The organism is Rouxiella sp. Mn2063, from assembly GCF_049319665.1.
Lineage (GTDB): Bacteria > Pseudomonadota > Gammaproteobacteria > Enterobacterales > Enterobacteriaceae > JBMOUD01.
In genome coordinates this window covers 73,939-96,307 of record NZ_JBMOUD010000016.1, presented here as the reverse complement: position 1 = coordinate 96,307, position 22,369 = coordinate 73,939, and the positions used below count along the sequence as shown (strand labels likewise).

21 protein-coding genes are annotated in these 22,369 nt (G+C 47.9%); 6 read left to right on the top strand and 15 right to left on the bottom strand.

What is annotated here, in order from left to right; genetic code table 11:
• Nucleotides 1–192 precede the first annotated feature (192 nt).
• The 3 genes from ACL9RG_RS19275 to ACL9RG_RS19265 form a co-directional block, all read right to left on the bottom strand.
• The gene (locus ACL9RG_RS19275) at nucleotides 193–492 is read right to left on the bottom strand and encodes a YciI family protein (RefSeq protein WP_422794260.1); all 300 of its coding nucleotides are present in this window, start codon (nucleotides 490–492) and stop codon (nucleotides 193–195) included.
• Nucleotides 493–550: 58 nt separating this feature from the next.
• Nucleotides 551–1,993: an aldehyde dehydrogenase family protein gene (locus ACL9RG_RS19270; protein ID WP_422794259.1), complete on the bottom strand. Its 1,443-nt coding sequence runs from the start codon at nucleotides 1,991–1,993 to the stop codon at nucleotides 551–553.
• 97 nt (nucleotides 1,994–2,090) lie between these two features.
• Entirely contained in the window at nucleotides 2,091–2,645 is a 555-nt protein-coding gene (locus tag ACL9RG_RS19265) for a cytochrome b (protein WP_422794258.1), read from the bottom strand.
• 373 nt (nucleotides 2,646–3,018) lie between these two features.
• Here ACL9RG_RS19265 and ACL9RG_RS19260 point away from each other — a divergent pair, with 373 nt between their 5' ends.
• Nucleotides 3,019–3,450: a MarR family winged helix-turn-helix transcriptional regulator gene (locus ACL9RG_RS19260; protein ID WP_422794257.1), complete on the top strand. Its 432-nt coding sequence runs from the start codon at nucleotides 3,019–3,021 to the stop codon at nucleotides 3,448–3,450.
• Between the two features lie 313 nt (nucleotides 3,451–3,763).
• Here ACL9RG_RS19260 and ACL9RG_RS19255 read toward each other — a convergent pair whose 3' ends face one another.
• Both ACL9RG_RS19255 and ACL9RG_RS19250 read right to left on the bottom strand, forming a co-directional pair.
• Nucleotides 3,764–4,246, bottom strand: coding sequence for a DUF805 domain-containing protein (locus ACL9RG_RS19255; RefSeq protein WP_422794256.1), 483 nt, complete (start codon nucleotides 4,244–4,246; stop codon nucleotides 3,764–3,766).
• Nucleotides 4,247–4,554: 308 nt separating this feature from the next.
• Nucleotides 4,555–5,847 carry an NtaA/DmoA family FMN-dependent monooxygenase gene (locus tag ACL9RG_RS19250; protein ID WP_422794255.1) on the bottom strand — a complete coding sequence of 431 codons (1,293 nt, stop codon included), beginning with the start codon at nucleotides 5,845–5,847 and terminating at the stop codon, nucleotides 4,555–4,557.
• Nucleotides 5,848–6,235: 388 nt separating this feature from the next.
• Here ACL9RG_RS19250 and ACL9RG_RS19245 point away from each other — a divergent pair, with 388 nt between their 5' ends.
• The 4 genes from ACL9RG_RS19245 to ACL9RG_RS19230 are packed head-to-tail and all read left to right on the top strand — an operon-like array spanning nucleotide 6,236 to nucleotide 11,352.
• Nucleotides 6,236–7,861 carry an ABC transporter substrate-binding protein gene (locus ACL9RG_RS19245; protein WP_422794254.1) on the top strand — a complete coding sequence of 542 codons (1,626 nt, stop codon included), beginning with the start codon at nucleotides 6,236–6,238 and terminating at the stop codon, nucleotides 7,859–7,861.
• A gap of 49 nt (nucleotides 7,862–7,910) precedes the next feature.
• Nucleotides 7,911–8,906, top strand: coding sequence for an ABC transporter permease (locus ACL9RG_RS19240; protein ID WP_422794253.1), 996 nt, complete (start codon nucleotides 7,911–7,913; stop codon nucleotides 8,904–8,906).
• A complete protein-coding gene (locus tag ACL9RG_RS19235) occupies nucleotides 8,903–9,742 on the top strand; it encodes an ABC transporter permease (protein WP_422794252.1) in 840 nt (279 codons plus the stop codon). Before ACL9RG_RS19240 ends, ACL9RG_RS19235 begins: the two co-directional genes overlap by 4 nt.
• Nucleotides 9,739–11,352 (top strand): dipeptide ABC transporter ATP-binding protein, encoded by a 1,614-nt coding sequence (locus ACL9RG_RS19230; protein ID WP_422794251.1) that lies wholly within the window; start codon nucleotides 9,739–9,741, stop codon nucleotides 11,350–11,352. The genes ACL9RG_RS19235 and ACL9RG_RS19230 overlap by 4 nt, the downstream gene beginning before the upstream one ends.
• A 365-nt stretch (nucleotides 11,353–11,717) precedes the next feature.
• Here ACL9RG_RS19230 and ACL9RG_RS19225 read toward each other — a convergent pair whose 3' ends face one another.
• From ACL9RG_RS19225 to ACL9RG_RS19195, 7 genes are all read right to left on the bottom strand, one after another.
• A complete protein-coding gene (locus ACL9RG_RS19225; RefSeq protein WP_422794250.1) occupies nucleotides 11,718–12,167 on the bottom strand; it encodes a DUF943 family protein in 450 nt (149 codons plus the stop codon).
• Nucleotides 12,167–13,006, bottom strand: a complete 840-nt coding sequence (locus tag ACL9RG_RS19220; protein ID WP_422794249.1) for a YPO3983 family protein — start codon at nucleotides 13,004–13,006, stop codon at nucleotides 12,167–12,169. Before ACL9RG_RS19220 ends, ACL9RG_RS19225 begins: the two co-directional genes overlap by 1 nt.
• Nucleotides 13,007–13,333: 327 nt before the next feature.
• The gene (locus ACL9RG_RS19215; protein ID WP_422794248.1) at nucleotides 13,334–13,738 is read right to left on the bottom strand and encodes a (R)-mandelonitrile lyase; all 405 of its coding nucleotides are present in this window, start codon (nucleotides 13,736–13,738) and stop codon (nucleotides 13,334–13,336) included.
• Nucleotides 13,739–14,208: 470 nt separating this feature from the next.
• The gene (locus ACL9RG_RS19210) at nucleotides 14,209–14,895 is read right to left on the bottom strand and encodes an amino acid ABC transporter permease (protein WP_422794247.1); all 687 of its coding nucleotides are present in this window, start codon (nucleotides 14,893–14,895) and stop codon (nucleotides 14,209–14,211) included.
• On the bottom strand, nucleotides 14,885–15,670 hold the full coding sequence (locus ACL9RG_RS19205) for an amino acid ABC transporter permease (RefSeq protein ID WP_422794246.1): 786 nt from the start codon (nucleotides 15,668–15,670) through the stop codon (nucleotides 14,885–14,887). Before ACL9RG_RS19205 ends, ACL9RG_RS19210 begins: the two co-directional genes overlap by 11 nt.
• Nucleotides 15,667–16,497 (bottom strand): amino acid ABC transporter ATP-binding protein, encoded by an 831-nt coding sequence (locus ACL9RG_RS19200; RefSeq protein ID WP_422794245.1) that lies wholly within the window; start codon nucleotides 16,495–16,497, stop codon nucleotides 15,667–15,669. The genes ACL9RG_RS19205 and ACL9RG_RS19200 overlap by 4 nt, the downstream gene beginning before the upstream one ends.
• A 21-nt stretch (nucleotides 16,498–16,518) precedes the next feature.
• A complete protein-coding gene (locus tag ACL9RG_RS19195; RefSeq protein WP_422794244.1) occupies nucleotides 16,519–17,382 on the bottom strand; it encodes an ABC transporter substrate-binding protein in 864 nt (287 codons plus the stop codon).
• Nucleotides 17,383–17,897: 515 nt separating this feature from the next.
• Here ACL9RG_RS19195 and ACL9RG_RS19190 point away from each other — a divergent pair.
• Nucleotides 17,898–18,650, top strand: a complete 753-nt coding sequence (locus ACL9RG_RS19190) for an ankyrin repeat domain-containing protein (protein WP_422794243.1) — start codon at nucleotides 17,898–17,900, stop codon at nucleotides 18,648–18,650.
• Nucleotides 18,651–18,944: 294 nt separating this feature from the next.
• On the opposite strand, the gene ACL9RG_RS19185 is transcribed toward ACL9RG_RS19190, so the two are convergent.
• From ACL9RG_RS19185 to ACL9RG_RS19175, 3 genes are all read right to left on the bottom strand, one after another.
• Complete coding sequence (locus ACL9RG_RS19185; protein ID WP_422794242.1) at nucleotides 18,945–20,138, bottom strand: HEAT repeat domain-containing protein; 1,194 nt, start codon at nucleotides 20,136–20,138, stop codon at nucleotides 18,945–18,947.
• 204 nt (nucleotides 20,139–20,342) lie between these two features.
• On the bottom strand, nucleotides 20,343–21,413 hold the full coding sequence (locus ACL9RG_RS19180) for an oxidoreductase (protein WP_422794241.1): 1,071 nt from the start codon (nucleotides 21,411–21,413) through the stop codon (nucleotides 20,343–20,345).
• Between the two features lie 11 nt (nucleotides 21,414–21,424).
• The gene (locus tag ACL9RG_RS19175; RefSeq protein WP_422794240.1) at nucleotides 21,425–22,174 is read right to left on the bottom strand and encodes a DeoR/GlpR family DNA-binding transcription regulator; all 750 of its coding nucleotides are present in this window, start codon (nucleotides 22,172–22,174) and stop codon (nucleotides 21,425–21,427) included.
• Between the last annotated feature and the right edge of the window lie 195 nt (nucleotides 22,175–22,369).

Below are 22,369 nucleotides of genomic sequence, written 5' to 3'. Positions count from 1 at the left end.
AATGAAGGGAGAGATGATGTTGTGCCAGACATTATAGACCTGGCGCAACAGTGTTATTTATATACCCGTCATACTTGAAGTTGCTTCTGCGTTGGCTACGCTCACTTACCCGAATCACTTACCCACGTAAGCTCATCGGGATGCGTTCCCTTGCCGCCTTGAGGCAACTCCAATTATTTGGGGTATAAGCTCTTAAATGGTTGGAAAACCTGTTTTCTGCTCCCAAAGATTTTTGAATTCGTTTATCTCAACCTTGGCAAATAGTCCATTCTTATTAAATGGTTCATCATTAATCCAGTTGGTTGCGTCAGATATTTTATCGAACTCCATCACAATCAGAGAACCATAAAATTGACCGGCTTCATCTAACAATGGGCCAGCAAAAGAAAAAGACTCAGAAAACAACTTTAAGTATCCCCGATGCTCGCTTAGCAATGATTCACGCAAATGTTTTTTTTCTGGATTAAAACGGCAGTAGATTGCAAATATCATAAAATATCCTCGATAAGACGCCATTGACATTCATCTATCAAATGCAAAATGAAAATCATTAAGTTGTTAATGTAATATGTTTTATCTCTAAGAACTCATCCATTGCCGAGGGGCCGTTTAAGCGACCGATGCCAGAGCTCTTATAGCCCCCTTCCTCGAATTCATCATAGACTTTAGCCCAATCGTTAATCCATACCGTGCCAACTTGTAATGCTTTGGATACACGAAACGCTAGGTGTACATCCTGAGTCCAGACCGAGGCGGCCAAGCCATAACGGCTATTATTTGCCAGAACTAGCGCTTCTTCTTCGGTTTTGAAGGTTTGGATAGTGATGACAGGCCCAAATGTTTCCTCCTGAACAATCGCCATGTTAGGGTCGGAAAGTTTTAGCAGCGTAGGCATATAAAACGCACCTTTTGCCAATGCCCCCTGTTTAACCGGACCACCACGAGCGATGATTTCAGCCCCTTGAGTGATTGCATCCTCAACCAATTTGTCTACACGAACAACGTTTTCTTTATCTATTAATGGGCCCATTTCACTTGCAGGGTCAGAAGCTGGGCCTAATTTAATACTAGAAAAGTGATGGGCAATATCCCTACTCAGTTGTTCAACGATATCTTCGTGAACGATAAAGCGTGACCCGGCCATGCAAAATTGTCCGGCAAATACGGTAGCAGTACGTTGAAGAATCGGAAGCATCTTGGTGTAGTCGGTATCGCTAAAAATGAGATGCGGAGATTTTCCGCCCAACTCTAACCCACAGCGTTTGAATAATTTACCTGCCTGCGCGGCTATAATCGCCCCCGTCTTTGTCGAGCCGGTGAAGCTGATAACATCAGTATCAGGTGAGGAAACCAGAGTTTGCGCACCTGTAGCGCCGAATTCATTGAAAATATTGATAACCCCAGGCGGCAACTCATCGACTTGAGACAAAATATGCGCAATCAGTGAGTTGGTTAATGCGGTTTGACCCGGCATTTTAACTACACAGGTACAACCGGCCGCTAGCGCCGGGGCTAACGAACGGATAGCCAAAACGGCAGGCGAATTCCATGGAACAATAATGCCTGCAACACCAACGGCTTCTTTAAGTGTTATAGATAATGTATCTGGCAAGGGAGTGCCTGACTCTCCCTTCTCTGATCGGGCTAATGCACCGTAATAACGCAGTTTAGACGGTATCATATTTATTTCGAACCGCGCTTCAGACGTTAGCTTTCCATTCTCTGTTGATAACAGATTAATAAGGCATTCTGTATTTTTTTCAAAACGTTGCGCTATTTTTTCAATGACATTTGCCCGCAGGTTTTTATCATGTCGCCAACGAGTGGTTTCGAAAGCATACTTCGCGGCAGCTATCGCCTGGAGGGCTTCGACTTCGCTGCCATCATAATACGTGCCAATGACGTCATATGTTGCAGGGTTAATGGCCTCTCGAACGGCATCAGAATAAACCCATTCATTATTTATCCAGTGACACGCAGGATTTTTAGTCATTTTATAACCTATTGATTTTATAAGGTAACAGTTTGAAAAGGTAATAAATTAATAAGGTGATAGTTCGATAGTGTAATTGATTGATAACCCAATAAATTCATTGTGATTTCTTTGAAAAATTCCACATTCTCTTTAGCGTGTCATCCTTATCATAAAAATGATGTTTTAATGCCGCCATTGCATGTCCTAAAACCAATAATCCCGCAAACCAAGCTAATAGCCGGTGCAACCACATGCCGAAAATATAGTGGGAGTGATCGACCGCAGCAATTGCAGGTAATGGGATAATACCAAGTAACAGCGGAGGGCTCCCTGCCACGGAGCTCCAATACCACCCCGAAAGCGGAACGGCAATCATTACAATGAGATATAAAAGTACATGGCCTACTTTTATTATCATGTGTGCCATTCTGGAGCCATCAGAATGAAAATGAGGATAATCATGACTGACGCGATAGAGCAAACGCCACATCGTCATAAATAATACTAAAGAAGCAATACCTTTATGGAATTCAAGAAATATCCCGCCACGAGGGGCATTTCCACGGAAATGGGCGGTATAAAACCCAATAATCCAGACTAAAACAATAATAAAGGCCATGCCCCAGTGTATAAGCTTTGCATGTTTTTTATATCCCGCATCCTTAGCCATTCAATCACCTCACGTTATATAACGTCACGCGTCATTTATTTAAATGAATATCAATATGAATATAAAAAATCCGCTTCTGTCAGATGAAGGGGCTACCCCATTGGCTGCATCCTGTTCATAGCAGGGCATCCTTAGGTAGTCAGTTTGATCATCTCTGCGAAAACAATACCTTTAAAACAATTGCATTTGCAACTGTTGCCTTTGCAAATTTATGTAAGTATCTTACTGACGACGCTCAAGTATCCATCAGCCAGGTAAAGTATTTTTATGTTTCGTTTAGCTGAGCGTTGTAACGACATAACAAAGCACATATATTAAACGCTTATATATGATGATGTTATATAAGGTCATTCGTTCGGAGAGGGCATATTTAGTGCAAAAAACATACAAGTTCACTGATGCATTTCCTTATCTCTTGAATCGTGCAGGCGTGAAAATGGGAGAATGCTTTTCCTCAGAACTCGCCACTTATGGGATCACTTTACCCATGTATAGAGTTCTCGCGGTCATAAACCAATATCAGCAACTTTGTTTAAAAGAGTTGGTAGAGTTTATTCCTGGTGAAATGTCGACAATGTCAAGATTGATAGCCAATATGCATAAAATGGATTTGGTATTACGAGAACGTATTGAAACCAATAACAGAACGGTAAAAATAACCCTGACTGAAAAAGGTTTGGCACTATTTAAGGAATTAATGCCTAAGGCGCAAGCGTGGGAAAGAAAAGCCGTATCCGGTTTTAGTCTGGAAGAGATTGAAGACTTAAAACAAAAATTAACGCGTATTTATAGTAATCTTGTATGAAACTGTAGAAATTAACTTATCAAGATAATAGTAAACATGAGCACGAGTAATAACAGTGCCTTTCAACTGGTTATTTTTTGCTGTGAAAACACATTGCATTTAAATTGCCAGCCTTAGTATTGCAGCAGAGAGATGGCCATCAACAACAGGAAACGATGGTGCAAAGTCTATACCCCAATGTTCGCCATCACCGCCAAGTCTTCGAAACGAAGCGGTGATAGCTCTTCATTAATCGCAGTAACCAGGCTTTATTTCTTTTAAGTATTTTACCGAGCGATAGCCTCTGGGTCGGGCCCCTATATGAACCCGCTGATTAAACCGCTGGCGTCGTCTCAGTCGCCACTACCGCACTGACCTGGCTCTTCTTACAGCAAAGATAAATCACCATAATCAGCGGTATCCAACCGAGAACAATGCCCATCACCAATTTTGAATAGACATAAACGTCTTCAGACGCGTAATGCAGCAGAATATTATTTAATAACCGCGCAATGATTGAGCTGATATACACCGAGCCAAACCACCAGCCAGAACGGTTAATATCGTGCATACGACGAATACCCACCGCCAGCACAGGCAGGATGAGTACCAAAGAGAAAATAGTCTGTGTCATCGTGTAATAGAACGATACCGAGGGATTGTCGGTAAGCGAGAAGAAATACGCCACCGCGAATGCCAACACAAACAATAACAGATAGTTAACACCAATAAAGGTCCAAAACTCCTTTCTGGTCGCTCTGCCTTTAAAATCTACGTACCCTTTCCAACCCTGTAAATAACAATGCCACGCCGTCATGCGGTGAGTTCCTTTTAAAATAATAAAAATCTAGCAGCGCGGTTAGCCCACAAGAACCAACTCTATGTTTGGTTTATATACCCGACAACGTGAAGTATGACGGATATGGGCGCGCTTTAAAGATATAGGGAGCATAGCTGAATCACGTTTATTCAGCAATGTCCCTACCGGAGAGATGACAAGCAGAAAATATTGATTTTTGAAGTAAAAATTCAGGTTCGGCTACGTGATGCCTTGCCTTTAGATTTTCGTACTTTGGCCGTACTTGTGATTAAAGGGCTATGCTCGACAGACACCTTATGCCGCCATCATCCCCGTTTAATCACCGGTAATTCGAGATTACTTCTAAAATCCTCGCCCAGATAATCATCATCGATCAACTGCCGTTTTCGCAATGCCGGCAGCAGACCGTTGATCAGTAAGTCTTCCTGATCCGGTTGCCCAAGGCCATGTAACGAGATCACATCAAGCACGCCGGCGCGATAGCGTTCCTCAATGGCATCCGCCAGTTTTTCGGGCGTACCCGCCACAAACCAGTGGCCGGTTTCTTGCGCCTGAATGATCAATTCACGCAGCGTCAGACCTTGTAAGGCATAGCGTTTGAAAATCTCCGCCCGCCCGCGTCGGCGGTTTATCTGCCCCACTTCCGGTAAAAAATGCACGGGGATGGGCTGATCGAGTGCCAGCTCGCTCAGGTCAATTTCGCCGCCCAACATATCCGCCACCTGCAACCGTCCGCGCTGATAGTCGATACGTTCATGCTTATCACGCAGTCGTCTGGCAACATCAGCGTCGCTGTCGCCAATAATCGAATGGAAGGAGTTCATAATAAAAGGCTGATTGTTATGGCGGCCATAAGTGCTGGCATACTGACGGACACGTGCAACAAAACCGAGTGCATCGTCGAGCGTGGGTTGTGAAGTATAGATAACCTCCGCCAGCCTGGCCCCTAATTTTAGCCCCTCTTCAGACTGGCCGGCCTGAAACTGTACCGGACGCTGCTGCGGAGGTGGTGGTACATTCAGCGGGCCTTGTACCTGGAAAAAATCGCCTCGGTGGTGAATCGGATGCAGCTTGCGCGGATCGACACTGACTGAACCGCTGTTTAGCCGCAGGACGGCATCGGTTTCATTCGCATCAAATAGCGCATTGATCACCTCGACAAACTCGGTAGCGCGCGCATAACGCGCAGCGGGATCGGGCAAGGTGATATCACCAAAATTCTCTTCCCCCACCGATGATGTCACCGCATTCCACCCTGCGCGCCCACCGCTGACATGATCTAGCGTGCCGATAAATCGCGCCAGGTTATAAGGATGCTGATAGGTGGTCGATACGGTGGCAATCAGGCCAATCTGTTCCGTCACCGCGCTGAGCGCCGCCAGCGTGACAATCGGGTCTTGGCTGCCGGTATAACCAGCTAACCCATTGGGATCACTCTGCAATAAATCGGCAGTAAACAGCCCGGTAATTTTTTCTCTTTCGGCAAGCTGTGCCAAAGATTTGGCGCGTGATATTCCGGTCTGACGCTGAGCATCGTTAGAGGCGTACACCACGCTCGCGGCCCCAACCAGCGTTTTTAAACGTCTGCGAGCACTCAAATTGCTCTCCTTATTTTGTCGAACTCTGATACGAAAGTTATCGTTAAAAATAAGGGGATCAGATTTTTAAGCCACGAAGAAAAAAGCATTTTATTAAAACAAAAACGGATAATAAAAATAACCGCTCATCGTTAGGGTGAAGGTAAATATAAAAGAGAAAAATCAAGTCGACATAAGTCATTTATTTTCACTAGTAAGCAATTATTGTGCTTTTACAACATAGCAATTGAGGATTAATAATCCTGATATGTGTCAATAACCCGTCATACTTGGCGTTATTTCAGTGTTGGCTGCCCTCGATTGCCGCCTGCCTGTATCTCAAAGCCTATTGGGTATAAGGCTCTCTTTTATTGTTATTTATTATTTTGATTACCTTAATGGGACGTTTATGAAATCTCACGCCACCGCTGTACGCGCATTATCTGCATTAGCCTTATTAGTCATTTCTTCAGGACAGGTTTTATATGCCGCCGAACAGCCACAGTCTGGCGGTCATTTAACCTGGGGCGTTGAAAGTGAGCCAAATACACTCAATCCGCAGTTAAATGGCCAGTCCAAAGTTGAGCTTATTCTGCGCGTCGCTTATGAATCACTGTTGGCACGTAAACCTGATGGTTCTTACATTCCCTGGCTGGCGACCGGTTATAGCGTCTCGCCAGATGGCAAAACCTATACTTTTACGCTGCGCGATGATGTGACCTTCTCCAACGGCGAAAAATTTAATGCCAATGCAGTCGCTGAAAACTTCCGCCACGCCAAAGAACCGGCTTACTGCGCCGGAGCCAGCGTCTGTGCGCTGGCCGCACATATTGCCGATGTCACCACCAGCGATGACAACACGGTCAGCATCACACTGAAACAGCCTTATAGCCCGTTCCTCTCTTTCGCCAGCGGATTGAAACTGATTTCGCCGTCGTCATGGGCCTCGCCACAGCTGAAATCCGGCGGCACGGATTTAGCCGGTACCGGGCCTTTTGTGTTGCAGCGTTATGAGAAAGGTCAACAGATCGAGTTTGTACGCAATCCACATTACAAATGGGCGTCAGCCAATGCTGCGCATCAGGGACCGGCTTATCTGGAAAGTGTCACCTATCGCTTCTTACCGGAATCATCGGTACGTACCGGTGCGTTACTGTCTGGCCAGGTTGATGTCATTGAAGGGATTTCCGGTAATGATGCCGGGGAGTTTAAAGATAACCCGGATTACAGCTATCAACATGCGTTAAATACCGGCACCCCCTATTCGCTATTCCTCAACGTCAAATACGGTCCAACACAAGCGCTCAAGGTTCGTCAGGCGCTGCTGCAAGGTTTGGATGTTTCCCCCATTCTGCAATCGATTTATCGCGGCGAGCGCACCCGCACGTGGGGAATTACCTCACCGATTGATCCCTTGTACGACGATAGCCTGAACGGTAAATACGGTAATAATCCAGATCTCGCTAATCGTCTGCTGGATGAAGCTGGCTGGACAACGCGCACCTCAGATGGCATCCGCAGTAAAGACGGCCAGCCCTTAAGCATTGACATTATTCAGGCGCAGGCTACGGTGCGCGATCAGCGTGACGTATTGCTGCAAGCCTTACAGGCACAGGCGCGTCAGCGCTTAGGCGTTGATCTGAAAATTCGCTATGTCGATGCAGGTACCTATACCGAAGTACGCAATACCGGCAAATTCGGTTCGATTGCCAACTCCAATACCGATACTGACGGCATCGATATCGAAAACCATTATCTGCCGATCAACGGCGGCGGCGCGATCAACTATAGCCGCACCGATGCCCCTGAAATCATCCCGCTACTGCAAGGCGCATCGCAAACGCTTGATAACGCCACCCGCAAAAAATTCTATGGTCAGTTACAGGAGTTTGCAGTACTGCAACAAGCGCTGGCTATTCCATTGTACGAGCCAGAAGACCAAATCGCCGCCGCCTCTTATGTGCATGGCGTAGGTTTCCGTCCGTTTAAGCAGATGCCCGAAAACGCCTATGACGTTTGGCTGAGCAAACATTAATCGCGCCGTCATTGGCTGAATAAAACCGATAAAGGAGAGGAATCCTGTTATGTCAGTAGAAAGCGCCTTCCCACCGCCTCGGCAGTTTACCCTCAAACCACTGTGGCAATCGCGAGTCGTCCGTCGTCTATTCAGCGGCGTGCTGGTGCTGTGGGCGGCGATTACACTGTCTTTTATCTGCGTTTATCTCGCGCCGGGCGATATTGTGAGCTTATTGATTGGCGAACAAGTACGCACACCGGCGATCGAAGCGGCGATCCGTGCCGAATGGGGGCTGGATCAGCCGCTATTTATGCAATATCTGCATTATCTCTGGCGGGTGCTGCACGGTGACTTTGGTCGTTCTTATTTGCTCAATACCAACGTCAGCGCCTTAGTGTTATCGCAGCTGTGGCCAACGCTTAAGCTGACCGGTCTGGCACTGGTTGTCAGCCTGACCTTTGCGGTGCTTATGGCAACCATGACTGCCCACCGCCGCTGGGGCCGTCGCGTAGCCGGATTCTTTGAACTGCTGCTGGCCTCAACGCCCTCTTTCTGGCTGGGCATCGTATTGCTATTTTTCTTTAGCTTTACGCTACGTTGGTTTCCAGTGGCCGGTGACCGCAGCTTTTCCTCACTGGTATTGCCCGCTTTGGCGCTGGGGTTGGCACAAGGCGCCGTGGTTTCTCAGGTATTAAGACGCGGGCTAGAAGATACGTTGGATGAACCTTTTGTGTTGACTTTACGCGCCTGGGGATTAGGCAATATCACCATTCGCCTACGCCACGCATTGCGCCATGCGGCACTACCGGCAGTCACGCTAATCGGCTGGTTGATTGGCGGGTTACTCAGCGGCGCGGTGATCACCGAACAGGTTTTTGGTCGTCCAGGGCTTGGCAAGATTACCGTCGATGCCGTATTGGGCAAAGATTTACCGGTGGTGTTGGCGGTCGCGGTGCTCTCCGCGTTTGTGTACGTGGTATTAAGTACGCTGGTCGATATTCTCTATCTGTTTATCGATCCTCGTCTGCGTGATGCCCCCACCGCCAACGGAGAAACATCATGAGCCAAATTGTTGCTTACCCGGGCTGGCGACGCCGGGTTTCTTTAGGTTTTGTATTGGCGGCGTTGGCACTATTTTTGGTGATTTTGGCGGTCGCCTTCCCGGCGTTGTTGACCCATTATGATCCGATCATCGCCGATCCTATCAACGCACAGTTATCCCCCTCGGCTCAACACTGGCTGGGAACCGATCAACTGGGCCGCGATGTCTTCACCCGCATTATCTACGGCAGCCGCTACTCATTATTAATTAGCCTGGCAGCGATGACGGTGGCGGTCACTATCGGCACCTTACTTGGCTTAGCCGCCGGTCTGTTCAAAGGCCCGCTAGACGAGTTGATCGGCCGCGCAGTCGATGTGATTTCCGCATTCCCAGACTTGCTGCTGGCGCTGATGTTGATCGCCTTTACCGGCCCCGGTACCACGAATCTGATTTTTGCACTTGGTGTGGCGTCAATTCCGCACTTTACCCGCGTGGTCAGGGCACAGACCTTTGTAGTGATGTCATCGGGCTACGTTGAACAAGCCAAAACTTTTGGGCTAAAACGCCATGTACTGGTGTGGCGACATGTTTTGCCGCACGCCGTCGCACACGTTCCGGCGTTAGCAACACTTGGCCTCGGCACCGCCATTATCGGCACTGCCGGATTAAGTTTTCTGGGGATGGGGCCACAACCACCGACCGCCGAATGGGGATTAATGCTAGCCGAGGGACGTAATTATCTACGTAACGCCTGGTGGATTGCCGTCTGGCCCGGCGTGGCGATCACCTTAACGGTGATCTCGGTGAATACGCTGGGACGATATTGGCAGGCCGCATTCGAAGGAAAACAACCATGACACAACAGCTGTTTATTGATATCCGCAATCTGAGTATTTACTTTCCCAGTCAACACGGCGAAAAAGCGGTAGTCAGCGGCCTGAACTTGCAATTACAACGTGGAGAGTCCGTTGCCTTTGTCGGCGAGTCCGGCTCAGGTAAAACGGTCACCGCGCGCAGTCTGCTTGGCCTGCAAGATAGCAAAGCCCGTATCAGCGCCGATCGTTTTATTATCGACGGACAAGATATGCTCGGTGCCAGCCAGCGCCGCTGGCGTAAAGTACGGGGCAACCTGATAGGCTTTGTATTGCAAGATGCATTGGTTTCGCTCGATCCGCTACGCCGTATCGGCCAGCAACTGCGCGATGTACTCAAAATTACCGGTGCGCGCAGCGGGATAAAAACGCTGGAACAACAAAGTATCGATCTATTGAAATCCGTCGGCATGCCCGATGCACAAAGCCGACTCAGTGCCTATCCTCATCAGCTCTCTGGCGGACTGCGCCAACGCGCATTAATCGCTACGGCCTTGGCAGGTAAACCTCGCCTGCTGATCGCCGATGAGCCAACCACCGCGCTGGATATGACGGTGCAAAAACAAATCCTCGACTTACTGCAACAACGGCGAGACAGCGGCGAAAGCCTGTTGCTGATCAGTCACGATCTCTCTGTAGTTGGACACTTGGCTGACCGCATTTTGGTTATGCATCAAGGCAACGTCGTGGAAGAAGGCCACAGCGACAAGCTATTAAGCGCCCCAACCCATCCTTATACTCAACAATTGTTAGCCGCCGTCCCTAGCCCGCAAACTCGCGGATTACGACTATCGGGAAAGCGTGGCACGCCTTTACCGGCCAAAAAAATTGCTTTTGATACGCCGGTGCTGGAGGCCAGCAATCTCTCTAAATATTATGCTGACAAAGCGGTAGTCAAACAGGTCAGTTTCTCACTTGCGGCGGGAGAAACGCTGGGTATCGTTGGCGAATCCGGTTCTGGTAAAACCACCGTAGCCCGCATGGTGCTAGGGCTAACCGAACCCAGTGCCGGTAACATCACGATTCAAGGCAAACGCTGGAGCCACCAGCCGGAATCACAACGCCGCTTGCAGCGTCAGGGCATTCAGTTGATTGCACAAGACCCGCTCAGCTCCTTCGACCCGCGTTATAACGTCGAGAAGATCATCGGCGAAAGCCTCGATAGCGTCGGTATCTTTGGCGAAGCGCGTAAACAGCGGATTCGCCAATTGCTTGATGAAGTTCAGCTCGGCGATGCTTTCTTGCAGCGCTATCCGCGAGAACTTTCCGGCGGCCAGCGCCAGCGTATTGCCATTGCCCGCGCCTTCGCTCCCAACCCGGCACTGCTGGTGGCCGACGAGCCGGTCAGCGCCCTCGACGTTTCCGTGCAGGCACAGGTCCTGGACTTATTAGCCGACATGCAGGCCGAACACCGCACCGCACTGTTATTTATCTCGCATGATTTAGGTGTCGTTCACCATCTCGCCGACCGAGTATTGGTGATGAAAGAGGGGATGGTAGTCGAGCATGGTCAGGTCGATGATGTATTTAACCGACCGACACACCAATGGACACAATTGTTGATTAACTCGTTACCGAGAATTAATTCCCTATAAATTTTTAAAACCAAAATCGGGCCTTATTACGATTTTTAAAACCGGGAATGGTGAAAAGTGGCGTTCAAATCAACGGCAAGATTTGGAAAATGACAGTAACGTGCGTGTTTCGGCTTCTCAAATACAGTGTTCAATGTGACATTGCAGCCTAAGCCGCTTCAAGGGGAGAGGCGCAAATTTCATGGCTACGCCATGCCTTCCTTCGGGTTCGAGCCTGCTTCGCCGCCTCTCCACCACTCGTCAGTGAAATTTTGAGTGCGCCCCGCTGGCTTTTTTAAGTCAAAAGCTAAACAACTTTTTCCTTTCAATTACGCATCTTGTCGATCAAGCTTTATAAACAGGCTCAATCTGAAGCCTTTGGAGAATTAGTTTGCTAACTTTAACAACTCACCATTTTCTTTCCGTATATAGGCATCGTTCTCAAAGCTATAAATGACATTGCCTTCTCGACTAATATCAATATTCATAAGCTGATTTTTCTCGATGCAGTTCTTCGTTTTTTTCATATCATCAAAACAAAGACGATCATATTTCTCACGTGGCATATAACCGTCACCAAACGCCCATATGTAAACCTTCAATGTTCCTTCATCTGATTTAGCTGGTATACTATACTTCTGCCTTATACTCTCTTGATTGCTTACCCACCACGCTATTTTTTTCTGCTCCGTTAATGGCAGATGATCAACTATGATACTGGCACTATATTTATCGTAATGTGCATCGATAATATTTACAGTGCGATTATTGAGGTATAACCAGCCTCCTAATAAAATTAATAATGTAACTATCAGAATGGCTATTATTTTCTTCATTAAAAATCATCCCCAATCGTAACGGTTGATTCCATATTTGTCATGAATGGTTTAAAACCAAACTCTTTGTATCTCTGAAGTACAAACCAAATTCTAAAAAATTTATGTTGCTTGAATTTCATTTTCAGTATATCCGAGTCATCAAGACCAAAATGATCCTGACATACATAATGAATATCCGCACTCCATCCATTAGAGACTGCTTTTATACCCTTTATAATTATTTTTGTCGCAGTTATATCATGTACCGATATACCAAGACCATTGAAGTTATCACTTACATCAATATACTTAGGTAATCTTGTTTTTGAAATTTCATTATAAAACTCACTCTTTATACTTTTCGGAAAAGTGAACTTCTCTCGATCAAGATATTTATTTATAACATTTTTAATAACACCAAGAGTGCCTTGGCGATTATCAGTTTTAAGAATATTTTTTCTCAAAGCGATATTGAGTGCGAAATTCCTATACGGATTTGCATGATTACTCTGCAAATTGTTAATCATTTCTTTTATTATATGACTATAGGGACCAACCATTGAGTAAACAAAAGAATTATTACGCATCTCATCGAATAAAAGATTAGAACACTCACGGACTGATAGTTTCTTTCCAACAGTTTCGCCATAAACATTAGCAAACATTGACCTAGGAGAGTCAAAAGGTGTCCGGCGAGTCATTTCAAAGGGATTTACTGTATCTGAAATATCAAACAATCCATATTGATTTTTCAACTGACATTCCGATAGATCGCCGTACTTCATGTCAGGGGCAGAATAATCCTCAAAGAGATTAGAAGTGGTAAATACTGTCAGTGGAAAATTAAAATCACACATAACGCTATCCTTTTTAATATAAATCCCTATAAACAACCTCTAAAATAACGTGGTAATGTATATCATCATCTAGTAACGATGTGAAGTACTGTGAACTATCAGAATTAATTTTCATCCTTAAGAATTGATTTCAGCAAATGTATTATTAAATAAGAACTATCTTTTTTCATACTCTCTTTAGCACTATGCACTCACCTCAGGCCTCTTAAGAGCAACTGTATTAGGTAGAATTTATTTTCTATCAATTACTGCTTATTTTAACTTGTCCAAAAAACTCTGAATACTCACATCAATGGGGCGAACAGGTTTCTCGCCCCACAATTCCTTTTACGCCACATTCCCATATTGTTCGGCGGAGACGGATTCTAGCCAGTCTACTGCCACGCCTTCTAACGCTTCCTGAATCGCAATGTGGGTTAACGCGGTTGTCGCACTGGCTCCGTGCCAATGCTTCTCGTGCGCAGGAATAATCACGACATCCCCCGCACGAATCTCACGCGCTGCCTCTCCCCAGGTCTGTACATAACCCAGCCCCGCAGTCACGATCAACCGCTGTCCTAGCGGGTGTGTATGCCAAGCAGTACGCGCTCCTGGCTCAAACGTCACGCTAATCGCGCTCGCTCTGGCAGGCTCACTCGCCGGAAAAAGCGGCTCAATACTCACGGTTCCGGTAAACCAGTCCGTTGGCCCTGCATAAGATGCCTGTGTTCCACTTTTAATTATCTCGGTCATTTGAATTCCTATATTTGTAAGCCTGAATAGGGGATTAGGGGGGATTTTTTAAGGCCAGGATCGGGCCTTATCGCGATTTTTAAACCGTAAATGGTGGCAATAACCGTGCTTGGAGCGGTTTTGTAAAACCGGAACGGTGAATATTTCGGTTCTTCAAAAGCAGAGTTCAATGTAGCGATATTGACCGAACCGACCAAAGAGGAAAATGGGCTTTCCTCTTCGGAATCTCCATCCCTTTCAATACATTAACATCTGATCCAGCGGTGGCCATGTTCCAGCTATCACAGCGACAAGCGCAAATTTCATGACTACGCCATGCCTTCCTTCGAGTCTGCTTCGCCGTCTCTCCACCACTCGCCAGTGAAATTTTGAGTGCGCCACCAAGCTTTTTAATTCAAAAGATAAACTGCCTTTGCAGTTGACCTTCAATAGCGCATCTTATCGGCCAAGCGAACGAACCTGCACAAGTGCTATATATGTGCCCTTCTCCTCAGACTTTTGTTAGCCACATAAGCCAGGCCAGCGCATAACAAATAATAAACGAACCCCACAAACAGAAATATTTCTGCGGGGTAGATTTGCACCCGATTATTCACCTGCCCGGCGACGGTGGTTAACTCTGGCACGTTGACGATAAAGGCCAGCGAGGTGTCTTTGAGCAATGCGATCAATAAGCCCAGATATGATGGCAATAAATTCGGCCACGCCTGCGGCAGTAAGATTAACCGCAGGACGTTTAGCTGGCTAAATCCAGATGCGATGCCCGCTTCGGTTTGCCCGGCGGGGAGTGATTGCAAGCCAGCTAACGTGGAGTGCATCACCGCCGCAGAGGTAAACCACGCCAATGCCAGGATCACAGTTAACGGCCCAGGGATAGACGTGCCGAAAACTACCGGCAGCAGGAAATAAAGCCAGAAAATAACAAAGATCAGCGGGATACCGCGGATAAAAGCCGCCCATAAGAACAGAATACGTCGCGTCCAGCCCCCAAAACGCCAGGCAATAGCCGCCAGTACCACGCCCAGCACTAAGGCAATCGCCCCGGCTGATAGCGCCATAATTAACGTTAATAGCACCCCGCCAGGTTCACCATCGGCTAGCCTTCCCCACAACATGTAGGTGAAATTATCGCGCAAAACCGAATAATCAAATTCCATCTTTTGCGTCCTCTTTGCTGTCTGGTTGCGCCGTTGCCGCCAAACGGCGTTGTGGACGTTTTGGCCCCAATAGGCTCATCAATCCCCCCAAGACTAAACCAAGCAACAAATACAACAACGTCCCTACAGCAAAGCCTTCAAAGGCATGAGCGTTGTAACTCTCAATTCGGCTTACCTGATACGTCAGCTCGGAAAAACCAATGCCAGTAGCCAGCGATGAGAGTTTCATCAGATTGAGATACTGCCCGGTAATCGGCTGCCACGCGTTGGTTAACGCTTGCGGTAATAGAATAGAACGCAGCAGTGTCCAACGGCTGAAACCTTGAGAAATCGCGGCTTCACGCTGGCCTTTCGGCACAGAGTTCAAACCCGCCTGCACTTCTTCAACCAAAAAAGCGGCGGTGAATAGCGCTAATCCCCAGGTGGCGCAAAGAAACTCTGGCGTCAGCCAAGAGACATTGCCGGGTAATGTTGCCCACGGATGATCGTCGCCGATATAAAACCGCCAGCTCTGCGGCAGCGCACCATAAGCGGCGAAGTACCAAAACAGCAGTTGTACCAGCAGCGGCGTATTACGAAAGACGGAGACAAACGCTGCCACTGCGCCGTGCCCAATACGCGAAGCACTTAAGCGCAGCGCCAGCAGTACCACCACCAGCAACGTAGCAAACAGGCTAGCGATAATACTGACGTACAGCGTGGTCAAAAAACCGGTGATAATCCATTGCAGCGGCTGCCCGGTCAACACACCTGCCCAGTCGGGATGCCAGGTCATCGCGCGCCCTCTTTTTCCGGATGCAACGGGAATAATACTTTTTGTAGAAAACGCTGCGCACGCGGGTGTGACGGGTTGGTAAAGAACTGCTCAGGTTCCGCCTGTTCCAAAATCTGGCCGCCATCCATAAAGATCACCCTGTCGGCAATTTCGCGGGCAAAGCTCATCTCATGGGTGACCACAATCATAGTGATGCCGCTGGTTGCCAGCTCCTGCATCACCAGCAGCACTTCGCCGATCATTTCCGGGTCCAGCGCTGAGGTTGGCTCATCAAACAAAATAATCTGCGGATCGGTCACCAATGCCCGGGCAATCGCCACTCGCTGTTGCTGGCCACCGGAGAGCTGGTCGGGATAGTGCTGCGCTTTATCAGCCAACCCAACGCGGGTCAGCAGCGCCAAGGCTTTTTGTCGGGCGTCGCTTTTCCTCCAGCCATGTACCTTAATTAACGCCAGGCTGACGTTATCCTGTGCGGTCAAATGGGCATAGAGATTAAATTGCTGAAATACAAAACCGATATGGGTACGCAGCTGGCGCAGCGCAGCGCCCGTTAAGCCCGAAGTGGCGCTACCTTCAATCAAAATCTCACCCGAGCTGAGGGTTTCTAACTGGTTAATCAGTCGAATAAGTGTTGATTTCCCTGATCCTGACGGGCCACACACGGCCACGACTTCGCCGCTCGCCACCTGGAGATCGACCTGTTTAATCACCTGATGTTGACCAAAAGATTTGCTGACCTGGCGGAATTCAACGGCCAATTTTTTAGGGTCAGATGAATGCGAAAAAACCGCAGACACCGCTGCGGTTGAAGAGGATTGTTGCGACATAATGTAGTATCCGGCAGCGGCTTATTTTGCTTCGATTTTGAACAGTCTTGGCTGTGGTGATTTAGTTTGTGGACCAAACCATGCATCATAAATACTTACCGCCTGACCGTTTTTCTCCAGTTCCAGCAGTTCATCATTGACCACTTTCAACAGACTCGCTTCGCCTTTCTTCACGCCGACGCCGATCTCTTCTTTACTCAGCAATTCAGGCAACACTTTGTACTTCGCTTTATCCGGCGCGCCATCAAGCAAGCCCGCCAAAATGGTGCTGTCTTGGGTGATCGCCTGTACGTTACCGTTACGCAGCGCCGACAGCGCTAAAGGAATATCGTCGTAAGATAACACGCGAGATTTCGGGAAACGGTTGTGCAGCTCTTGCTCACCGGTGGTGCCTTTTACCGCACCGATGCGCGCCGTGGCGTAATCATCCAATTTATCCGGCGAACCAACTGGCACCAGGAATTGCTGCCCGGTAACAAAATAAGGCACAGAGAAATCGACCACTTTGGCGCGCTCTGGCGTGATAGTAATATCAGCCACGATCAGGTCAGCTTTGCCCGATTGCAGTAGCGGAATACGGTTGGCCGGATTAGTTGGCACCAGTTGCAACTTCACGCCCAGCGTTTTCGCCAGCGCTTTAGCAAAATCCACGTCATAACCCACAATCTCGTGTGTTTTAGCATCTACCGAGCCAAATGGCGGATTGGAGTCAAAGGTCGCAACCTTCACCACACCGGCTTTTTTGATATCGGCCAATTGATCGGCATGCGCAGAAATAGCCGTTACGCCGCCAAGAACCAGCAATGCTAATGCAGAAAACGTTCTTTTACGTGAAAGGGAATTTTTACCTAAGAACGTGATATTGCGTGATGTTGAGTGTGTCATCGTTTTTCCTTATGCCATCGCCTAAAAAGGGTTAGCCCAATATGCCAATTAACTACGAAATAATGGTTTTTCTTATTAACTATGGGAACTTAGCGATCGCCAGTTCCTGTTAGCTAAAAGATTGCATAAGGCAAATTACGACGCTACCAACAAAAAGGCATAAGCAATGCTTATCTGTGGATAAGAATGAGGAAACCGTATAGCTACTGGGATCAACGGAAATAGTAAATAAGGCCCTTGTTTTCTTTACCGCGTGATCTGCTTGAAAAATGCACTTAGTGTACAATAATGTACGGCGGGGCTTCAGTGCCCTACTCCCTAATCACAGGACAGAGCTGTCCCTTATGTTTTGGGTATTACCGTGGAAAAGGCGAATCTTTCTGAAAATATTGACAAGATCACCAATCCGCTTAAAGACACGCTCGGAGTCCCGAGGAGATGGAAAGATATCAGCAACGAAGATGGGGTGTTGAAGAACAGAAAGATAATAACATTACCGTCATCAGGAGCCGGATATGAAGGGTGTAGTAATAAAAGTATTCGTATTATTTTTTGTGCTATTTTTACAGGGGTGTGAAAAGAAAATGGAATATAAACCACAGGATTTTTTTGAGGGTAGCCAGCTGGAAATTGCGCAGCTTATTTATGACGGTAATGAGCCGCTACTGAAACAAAAACTAGCAAAGGTTGGCAGCGAAGAGCTGAACCGCCCTGCGCAAGCTGAAATGACTTTGCTGTTCTGGTCAGTACTGAACGCTTCCGATGATAACACTACCCCTGAAAGACTGCAGATAATCACGGATCTGGTAAGGGCAGGAGCAGACCCACTACAGCCAAGGTCGAAAGGGGGAAGCAGTCCCGCAGAATTTGTACTTAAAGGTAATAATGGCGTCTGGATAAAAGCGATGCTGGATGGAGGATTATCACCAGATGCAAGAGATAAAGTATTTAACGAACCTATTATATTTGAAACAGTAAAAGCAAAAAACACAGAAACATTGAAAGTCATGCTTGATTATGGCGCTGATGTTAATATCAGAGATTCATTAAAACAAACTTTACTCATGAATGCATTTTTTAGTTCTTCTTTTGAACATATGGAGCTGTTAATTAATAAAGGCGCCAATCCTAACCCTGTTGACATTAATAACCTTTCATTATTAACCGCTGTAAAAAAACAAATAAAAGATACTAAGGAAAACTCAGAATACAACAATGAGTGTAAAAAAATATTAGGCTTAATGATATCGAAAGGAGCAAAGGAATAGCCCCTGCTGATGAGGCAGCGGAGGTGCAGGGAGCAAAAGCGGCCATGATGGGTGAACTTAAGGCACTGAAAGCACTTAAAGCGCACAACGCACAACTGGCGGTGCTGCTAGCCGGAAAAGCAGAACCGCCAGCGGTAAAAGCGAATAGATAGCGATAAAGGACGTCGCTACAGCAGTGAAAAGTGGAACGCGAAAATACTATAATTATTCGGCCTGCGTATAAGGCAATGTCTGCAAAACACGCCTGGTTTGTAAAAACCAGGCGGATGACAACGTGATGAGAGATGACAGTTATCAATAATTATGCATCTCTTCCAAAACAGATTCGGCATGGTAACGAATAAATGACCATGGCGAGTTCAACCCGGCTTGCGCGGCCCTCTCCTCTTCTGGAGTGATAGTGCAAAATCCGCAGCCAGGAGAGAGTTCTTTAGCGACCGCACTTTCAATGTGAGGATACTTGCTCAACACCCGTTCCAGAGGCTGATAATCTAGCGGGTGATGCTTGCCATGATCACGAAACGAGCGATACGGTGCGGTTAATCCGCTGGCAGCAATATCCATCGGCAGGTCGTGGATACGCTCTGCAATTAAATCCATGCGGCCAAGGCGAGCCAGTCCCGATGCAGCCCAGCTACGAGTAGAAGCATCTGCCTCCGAGTTATCCAGAGTCGCAATCAATGCGCTAAGCACCTCAGGACTGGCTTCATTGATCTCTGCCAACAACTTGATGGCACACCATGGTTCACCGGCGCTTTCTTGCCTAACCACGGCAACCAGCGCAGGCACCGCTCGCGTGCCAAGAGCTTTCAGCAACTGATCATATTCGTCGTAAAGTTCCCCTGCAGGCACAGCCTTTACCGACTTGGCAACTAACTCCGCAACTTGTCGTTCTATTGGAAGAGAGGAAATATACTGCCGCTCTTTCTCTGCAGCGGCATAATGCGGGAAATGCTGAAATAATTGCGCCTTTGTCAGGCTTAATGGGATCAAGTCACCTGCTTCATCTACCGCAATGGCGATAAAATTGTCATCAACCACGCCTTCTTGTCGTAATTGTTCCCAGGCTTGCTTCGCGGCTTGGGGAAAGATGTGCGTAAAGCGGTCGTACGTTGTTTCCCAATAAGAAAATTTCCCTGTTTGAGACGCAAACTCACAACAAGACTCTGCCCAGTTATCCTCTGTATCCGTCGGTTCGGATTCATGTATCAAGTCAGCAGCCGACCAGCGCAAATCACTGGTGAGTTGTTCACGCGTCTCGCTGTAGCCACTTTGCTGATAGGTTGTCACAACCTGGGCCAGGCTTTCTTCGGTACCAATCGCCACACAAGGCCAGTAAATAATCGAACCATCACCATAAAAGGCATGAAAAATCGCGCCATATATAGACTCATTCGGATGCTGTTCATGCACGCGTTTTACTGCGGTCACCATGCCATCTACTGCAGCAGCCTCAAGTCCTTGCCAGTCAAATTGTGTTTGTGACATTTATTTTCTCTATGGATGATTGCGCCCGCTGTGTATCCTCAAGACTTTCTCCGTTTGACGGCGTAAAGCAACCTTCGTCACGGCCTTTCTTGAAGCCTTTATACCAGTGCTCAGCGGCGGCGAGAGAGCTTGATGGTGATCATTTCCACTCCCTTCTCTTATCAACAGAATATCGGCCAGCATCGCTGGCCGCAGAAAAACAACTTACCAGTTGGCGATTTCCTGCTCACTAAGCGGCAAAGGCAATGCCTTGCCAGTCGCTGAAGAATCGGTCGCTGCTTCTAACACCGCCATTACGGCCAATGCTTGTGCCGCTGTCACCGGGTTACTACCATCGCCGCGGATTGCATCACGTACTTGCATGTAATATTGGCGTTGATCGCCTTTTGGCGTTGGCAACTGGCGAACAGGATCGGTGCCGGCAAACAGCGATAACGCATCGTTATCTTGTCCCCAGCTTTCGCTACCCGGTACGACTCCGGCTAACAGTTGGCTTTCCTGACCATCGGCCAGTTGTTTCACCACGCTGCCTTTATCGCCGTGTACCGTAAAACGGGAAACGCCACCGGCGGCCAACATGCTGCAATGCAAAATAACGCGATGCGACGGATAGTTCAGGACAACGTGCGCCCAGTCGTTGATTTGTGCATTAGGGCGCAACGTGGCGATATTGCCCTGTACACTTTGCGGTAAACCAAACAGTTGCAGCGCTTGGTCAATCAGATGTGGGCCGAGATCAAACCACAGGCCGCTGCCAGGGAGATTCTGTTCACGCCAGCGCACGCGCACTTCTGGGCGGAAACGGTCGATATGCGATTCAAAATGCACCACATTGCCGATCAGTCCCTGCTCAATCACCTGTTTAACCCCAAGGAAATCACTGTCCCAGCGGCGGTTTTGGAAGACCGACAGAAAACGCTGGTGCTTATCCGCTAAGGCAATAAGCTCACGTGCTTCTTGCAGATCTAAGGTGAATGGCTTGTCCACCACAACACTTTTTCCAGCTTCGATCGCCGCTTTCGCCAACGGGAAATGCGTAGCGTTTGGTGAAGCAATCACCACAATATCCACATCAGGATGGGTAATGGCCTCCAGCGGATCGGCAATCACCAGCACCTGCGGTAAATCGGCATGCACTTTGTCAGCATCACGAGAAGAGACAATATGCAGCTTCAACCCCGGCGTGGCATTAATTAACGGTGCATGGAAAGTTTTACCCACAAAACCATAGCCAATCAGCGCAACATTCAATGGCGCGATATGTTGTTCAGTCATGATGTTCTCCTTTATGCGTCGTCTTCAACGATGCAAACATTAACCGGGCACTGTTCATCCAGCGCATCCCAAGGACGGTCGATAAACAGGCGCTGTAGTTGCGCCAACTCAGCCACATGATGCGGCTCGCAGCGATCGAGTTTCAAATGGTCAGCCACCAGCCAATGCTGACTGCTGGCCGCTAACATGGCGCGCTTCACTTGTGCATCCGCTTCTTCACTGGCGCTAACGCCAAGTTCAGCATGTAAAGCGCAGGCACCGAAGATGGCAATATCCGCACGATAACGCTGCAACAGCGTTAAAGTTGCACTACCGGCAAATAAGCGCTGACGCGCATCCCAACTGCCGCCTAATAGAATCAACTGAATATTCGGGCGGTCGCTTAAGCACTGGGCGATATCGAGAGATGCGGTAATAACCGTGGCCGGTACGCTCAATGCCCGCACGACCTCAAGCACAGTGCTCCCCGCATCTAACATCAACGTGCTGCCAGCAGGGACTTGCGCCGCCACCGCACGACCAAGACGCTGTTTAGTCTGCACCAGCAGCGTGTCACGCACCTGACGCGGCATCTCCGGTAAGTTTAGTGCAATCGCACCACCGTGGTTTTTCTGCGCCAACCCCTGCCGCTCTAAATCCGTCAGATCACGGCGCACGGTATCAGCAGAAACCTGCATCCGTTCCGCCAGTTCCGTCACACTGGCCTGCCCCTGCTCACTCAGTAAATCCAGCAGGTAGCGCTGCCGGGCAATTTTGTGCATCTCTTAGCTCCCCACAATACGAACCAGCAAAATATCGCATAAAGTCGCAATATGTCGCAAGTTAATTTGCAGGAAAGTGTTTTATCTGGCCATGCCAGAAAGAATAGTTGCTCAAGGAGGTCATCGTTGGGAGGCAAAAACAAAAAACGCCCCTGCCATTGCAGCAGGAGCGTTCCATGATTTATAACCGCTTAA

Bases quoted from the DNA above. Each gene is read 5' to 3' on its own strand.
- ACL9RG_RS19275 (WP_422794260.1), bottom strand. From the start codon at position 492: ATGATATTTGCAATCTACTGCCGTTTTAATCCAGAAAAAAAACATTTG.
- ACL9RG_RS19270 (WP_422794259.1), bottom strand. From the start codon at position 1,993: ATGACTAAAAATCCTGCGTGTCACTGGATAAATAATGAATGGGTTTAT.
- ACL9RG_RS19265 (WP_422794258.1), bottom strand. From the start codon at position 2,645: ATGGCTAAGGATGCGGGATATAAAAAACATGCAAAGCTTATACACTGG.
- ACL9RG_RS19255 (WP_422794256.1), bottom strand. From the start codon at position 4,246: ATGACGGCGTGGCATTGTTATTTACAGGGTTGGAAAGGGTACGTAGAT.
- ACL9RG_RS19245 (WP_422794254.1), top strand. From the start codon at position 6,236: ATGAAATCTCACGCCACCGCTGTACGCGCATTATCTGCATTAGCCTTA.
- ACL9RG_RS19240 (WP_422794253.1), top strand. From the start codon at position 7,911: ATGTCAGTAGAAAGCGCCTTCCCACCGCCTCGGCAGTTTACCCTCAAA.
- ACL9RG_RS19235 (WP_422794252.1), top strand. From the start codon at position 8,903: ATGAGCCAAATTGTTGCTTACCCGGGCTGGCGACGCCGGGTTTCTTTA.
- ACL9RG_RS19230 (WP_422794251.1), top strand. From the start codon at position 9,739: ATGACACAACAGCTGTTTATTGATATCCGCAATCTGAGTATTTACTTT.
- ACL9RG_RS19225 (WP_422794250.1), bottom strand. From the start codon at position 12,167: ATGAAGAAAATAATAGCCATTCTGATAGTTACATTATTAATTTTATTA.
- ACL9RG_RS19220 (WP_422794249.1), bottom strand. From the start codon at position 13,006: ATGTGTGATTTTAATTTTCCACTGACAGTATTTACCACTTCTAATCTC.
- ACL9RG_RS19215 (WP_422794248.1), bottom strand. From the start codon at position 13,738: ATGACCGAGATAATTAAAAGTGGAACACAGGCATCTTATGCAGGGCCA.
- ACL9RG_RS19210 (WP_422794247.1), bottom strand. From the start codon at position 14,895: ATGGAATTTGATTATTCGGTTTTGCGCGATAATTTCACCTACATGTTG.
- ACL9RG_RS19205 (WP_422794246.1), bottom strand. From the start codon at position 15,670: ATGACCTGGCATCCCGACTGGGCAGGTGTGTTGACCGGGCAGCCGCTG.
- ACL9RG_RS19200 (WP_422794245.1), bottom strand. From the start codon at position 16,497: ATGTCGCAACAATCCTCTTCAACCGCAGCGGTGTCTGCGGTTTTTTCG.
- ACL9RG_RS19195 (WP_422794244.1), bottom strand. From the start codon at position 17,382: ATGACACACTCAACATCACGCAATATCACGTTCTTAGGTAAAAATTCC.
- ACL9RG_RS19190 (WP_422794243.1), top strand. From the start codon at position 17,898: ATGAAGGGTGTAGTAATAAAAGTATTCGTATTATTTTTTGTGCTATTT.
- ACL9RG_RS19185 (WP_422794242.1), bottom strand. From the start codon at position 20,138: ATGTCACAAACACAATTTGACTGGCAAGGACTTGAGGCTGCTGCAGTA.
- ACL9RG_RS19180 (WP_422794241.1), bottom strand. From the start codon at position 21,413: ATGACTGAACAACATATCGCGCCATTGAATGTTGCGCTGATTGGCTAT.
- ACL9RG_RS19175 (WP_422794240.1), bottom strand. From the start codon at position 22,174: ATGCACAAAATTGCCCGGCAGCGCTACCTGCTGGATTTACTGAGTGAG.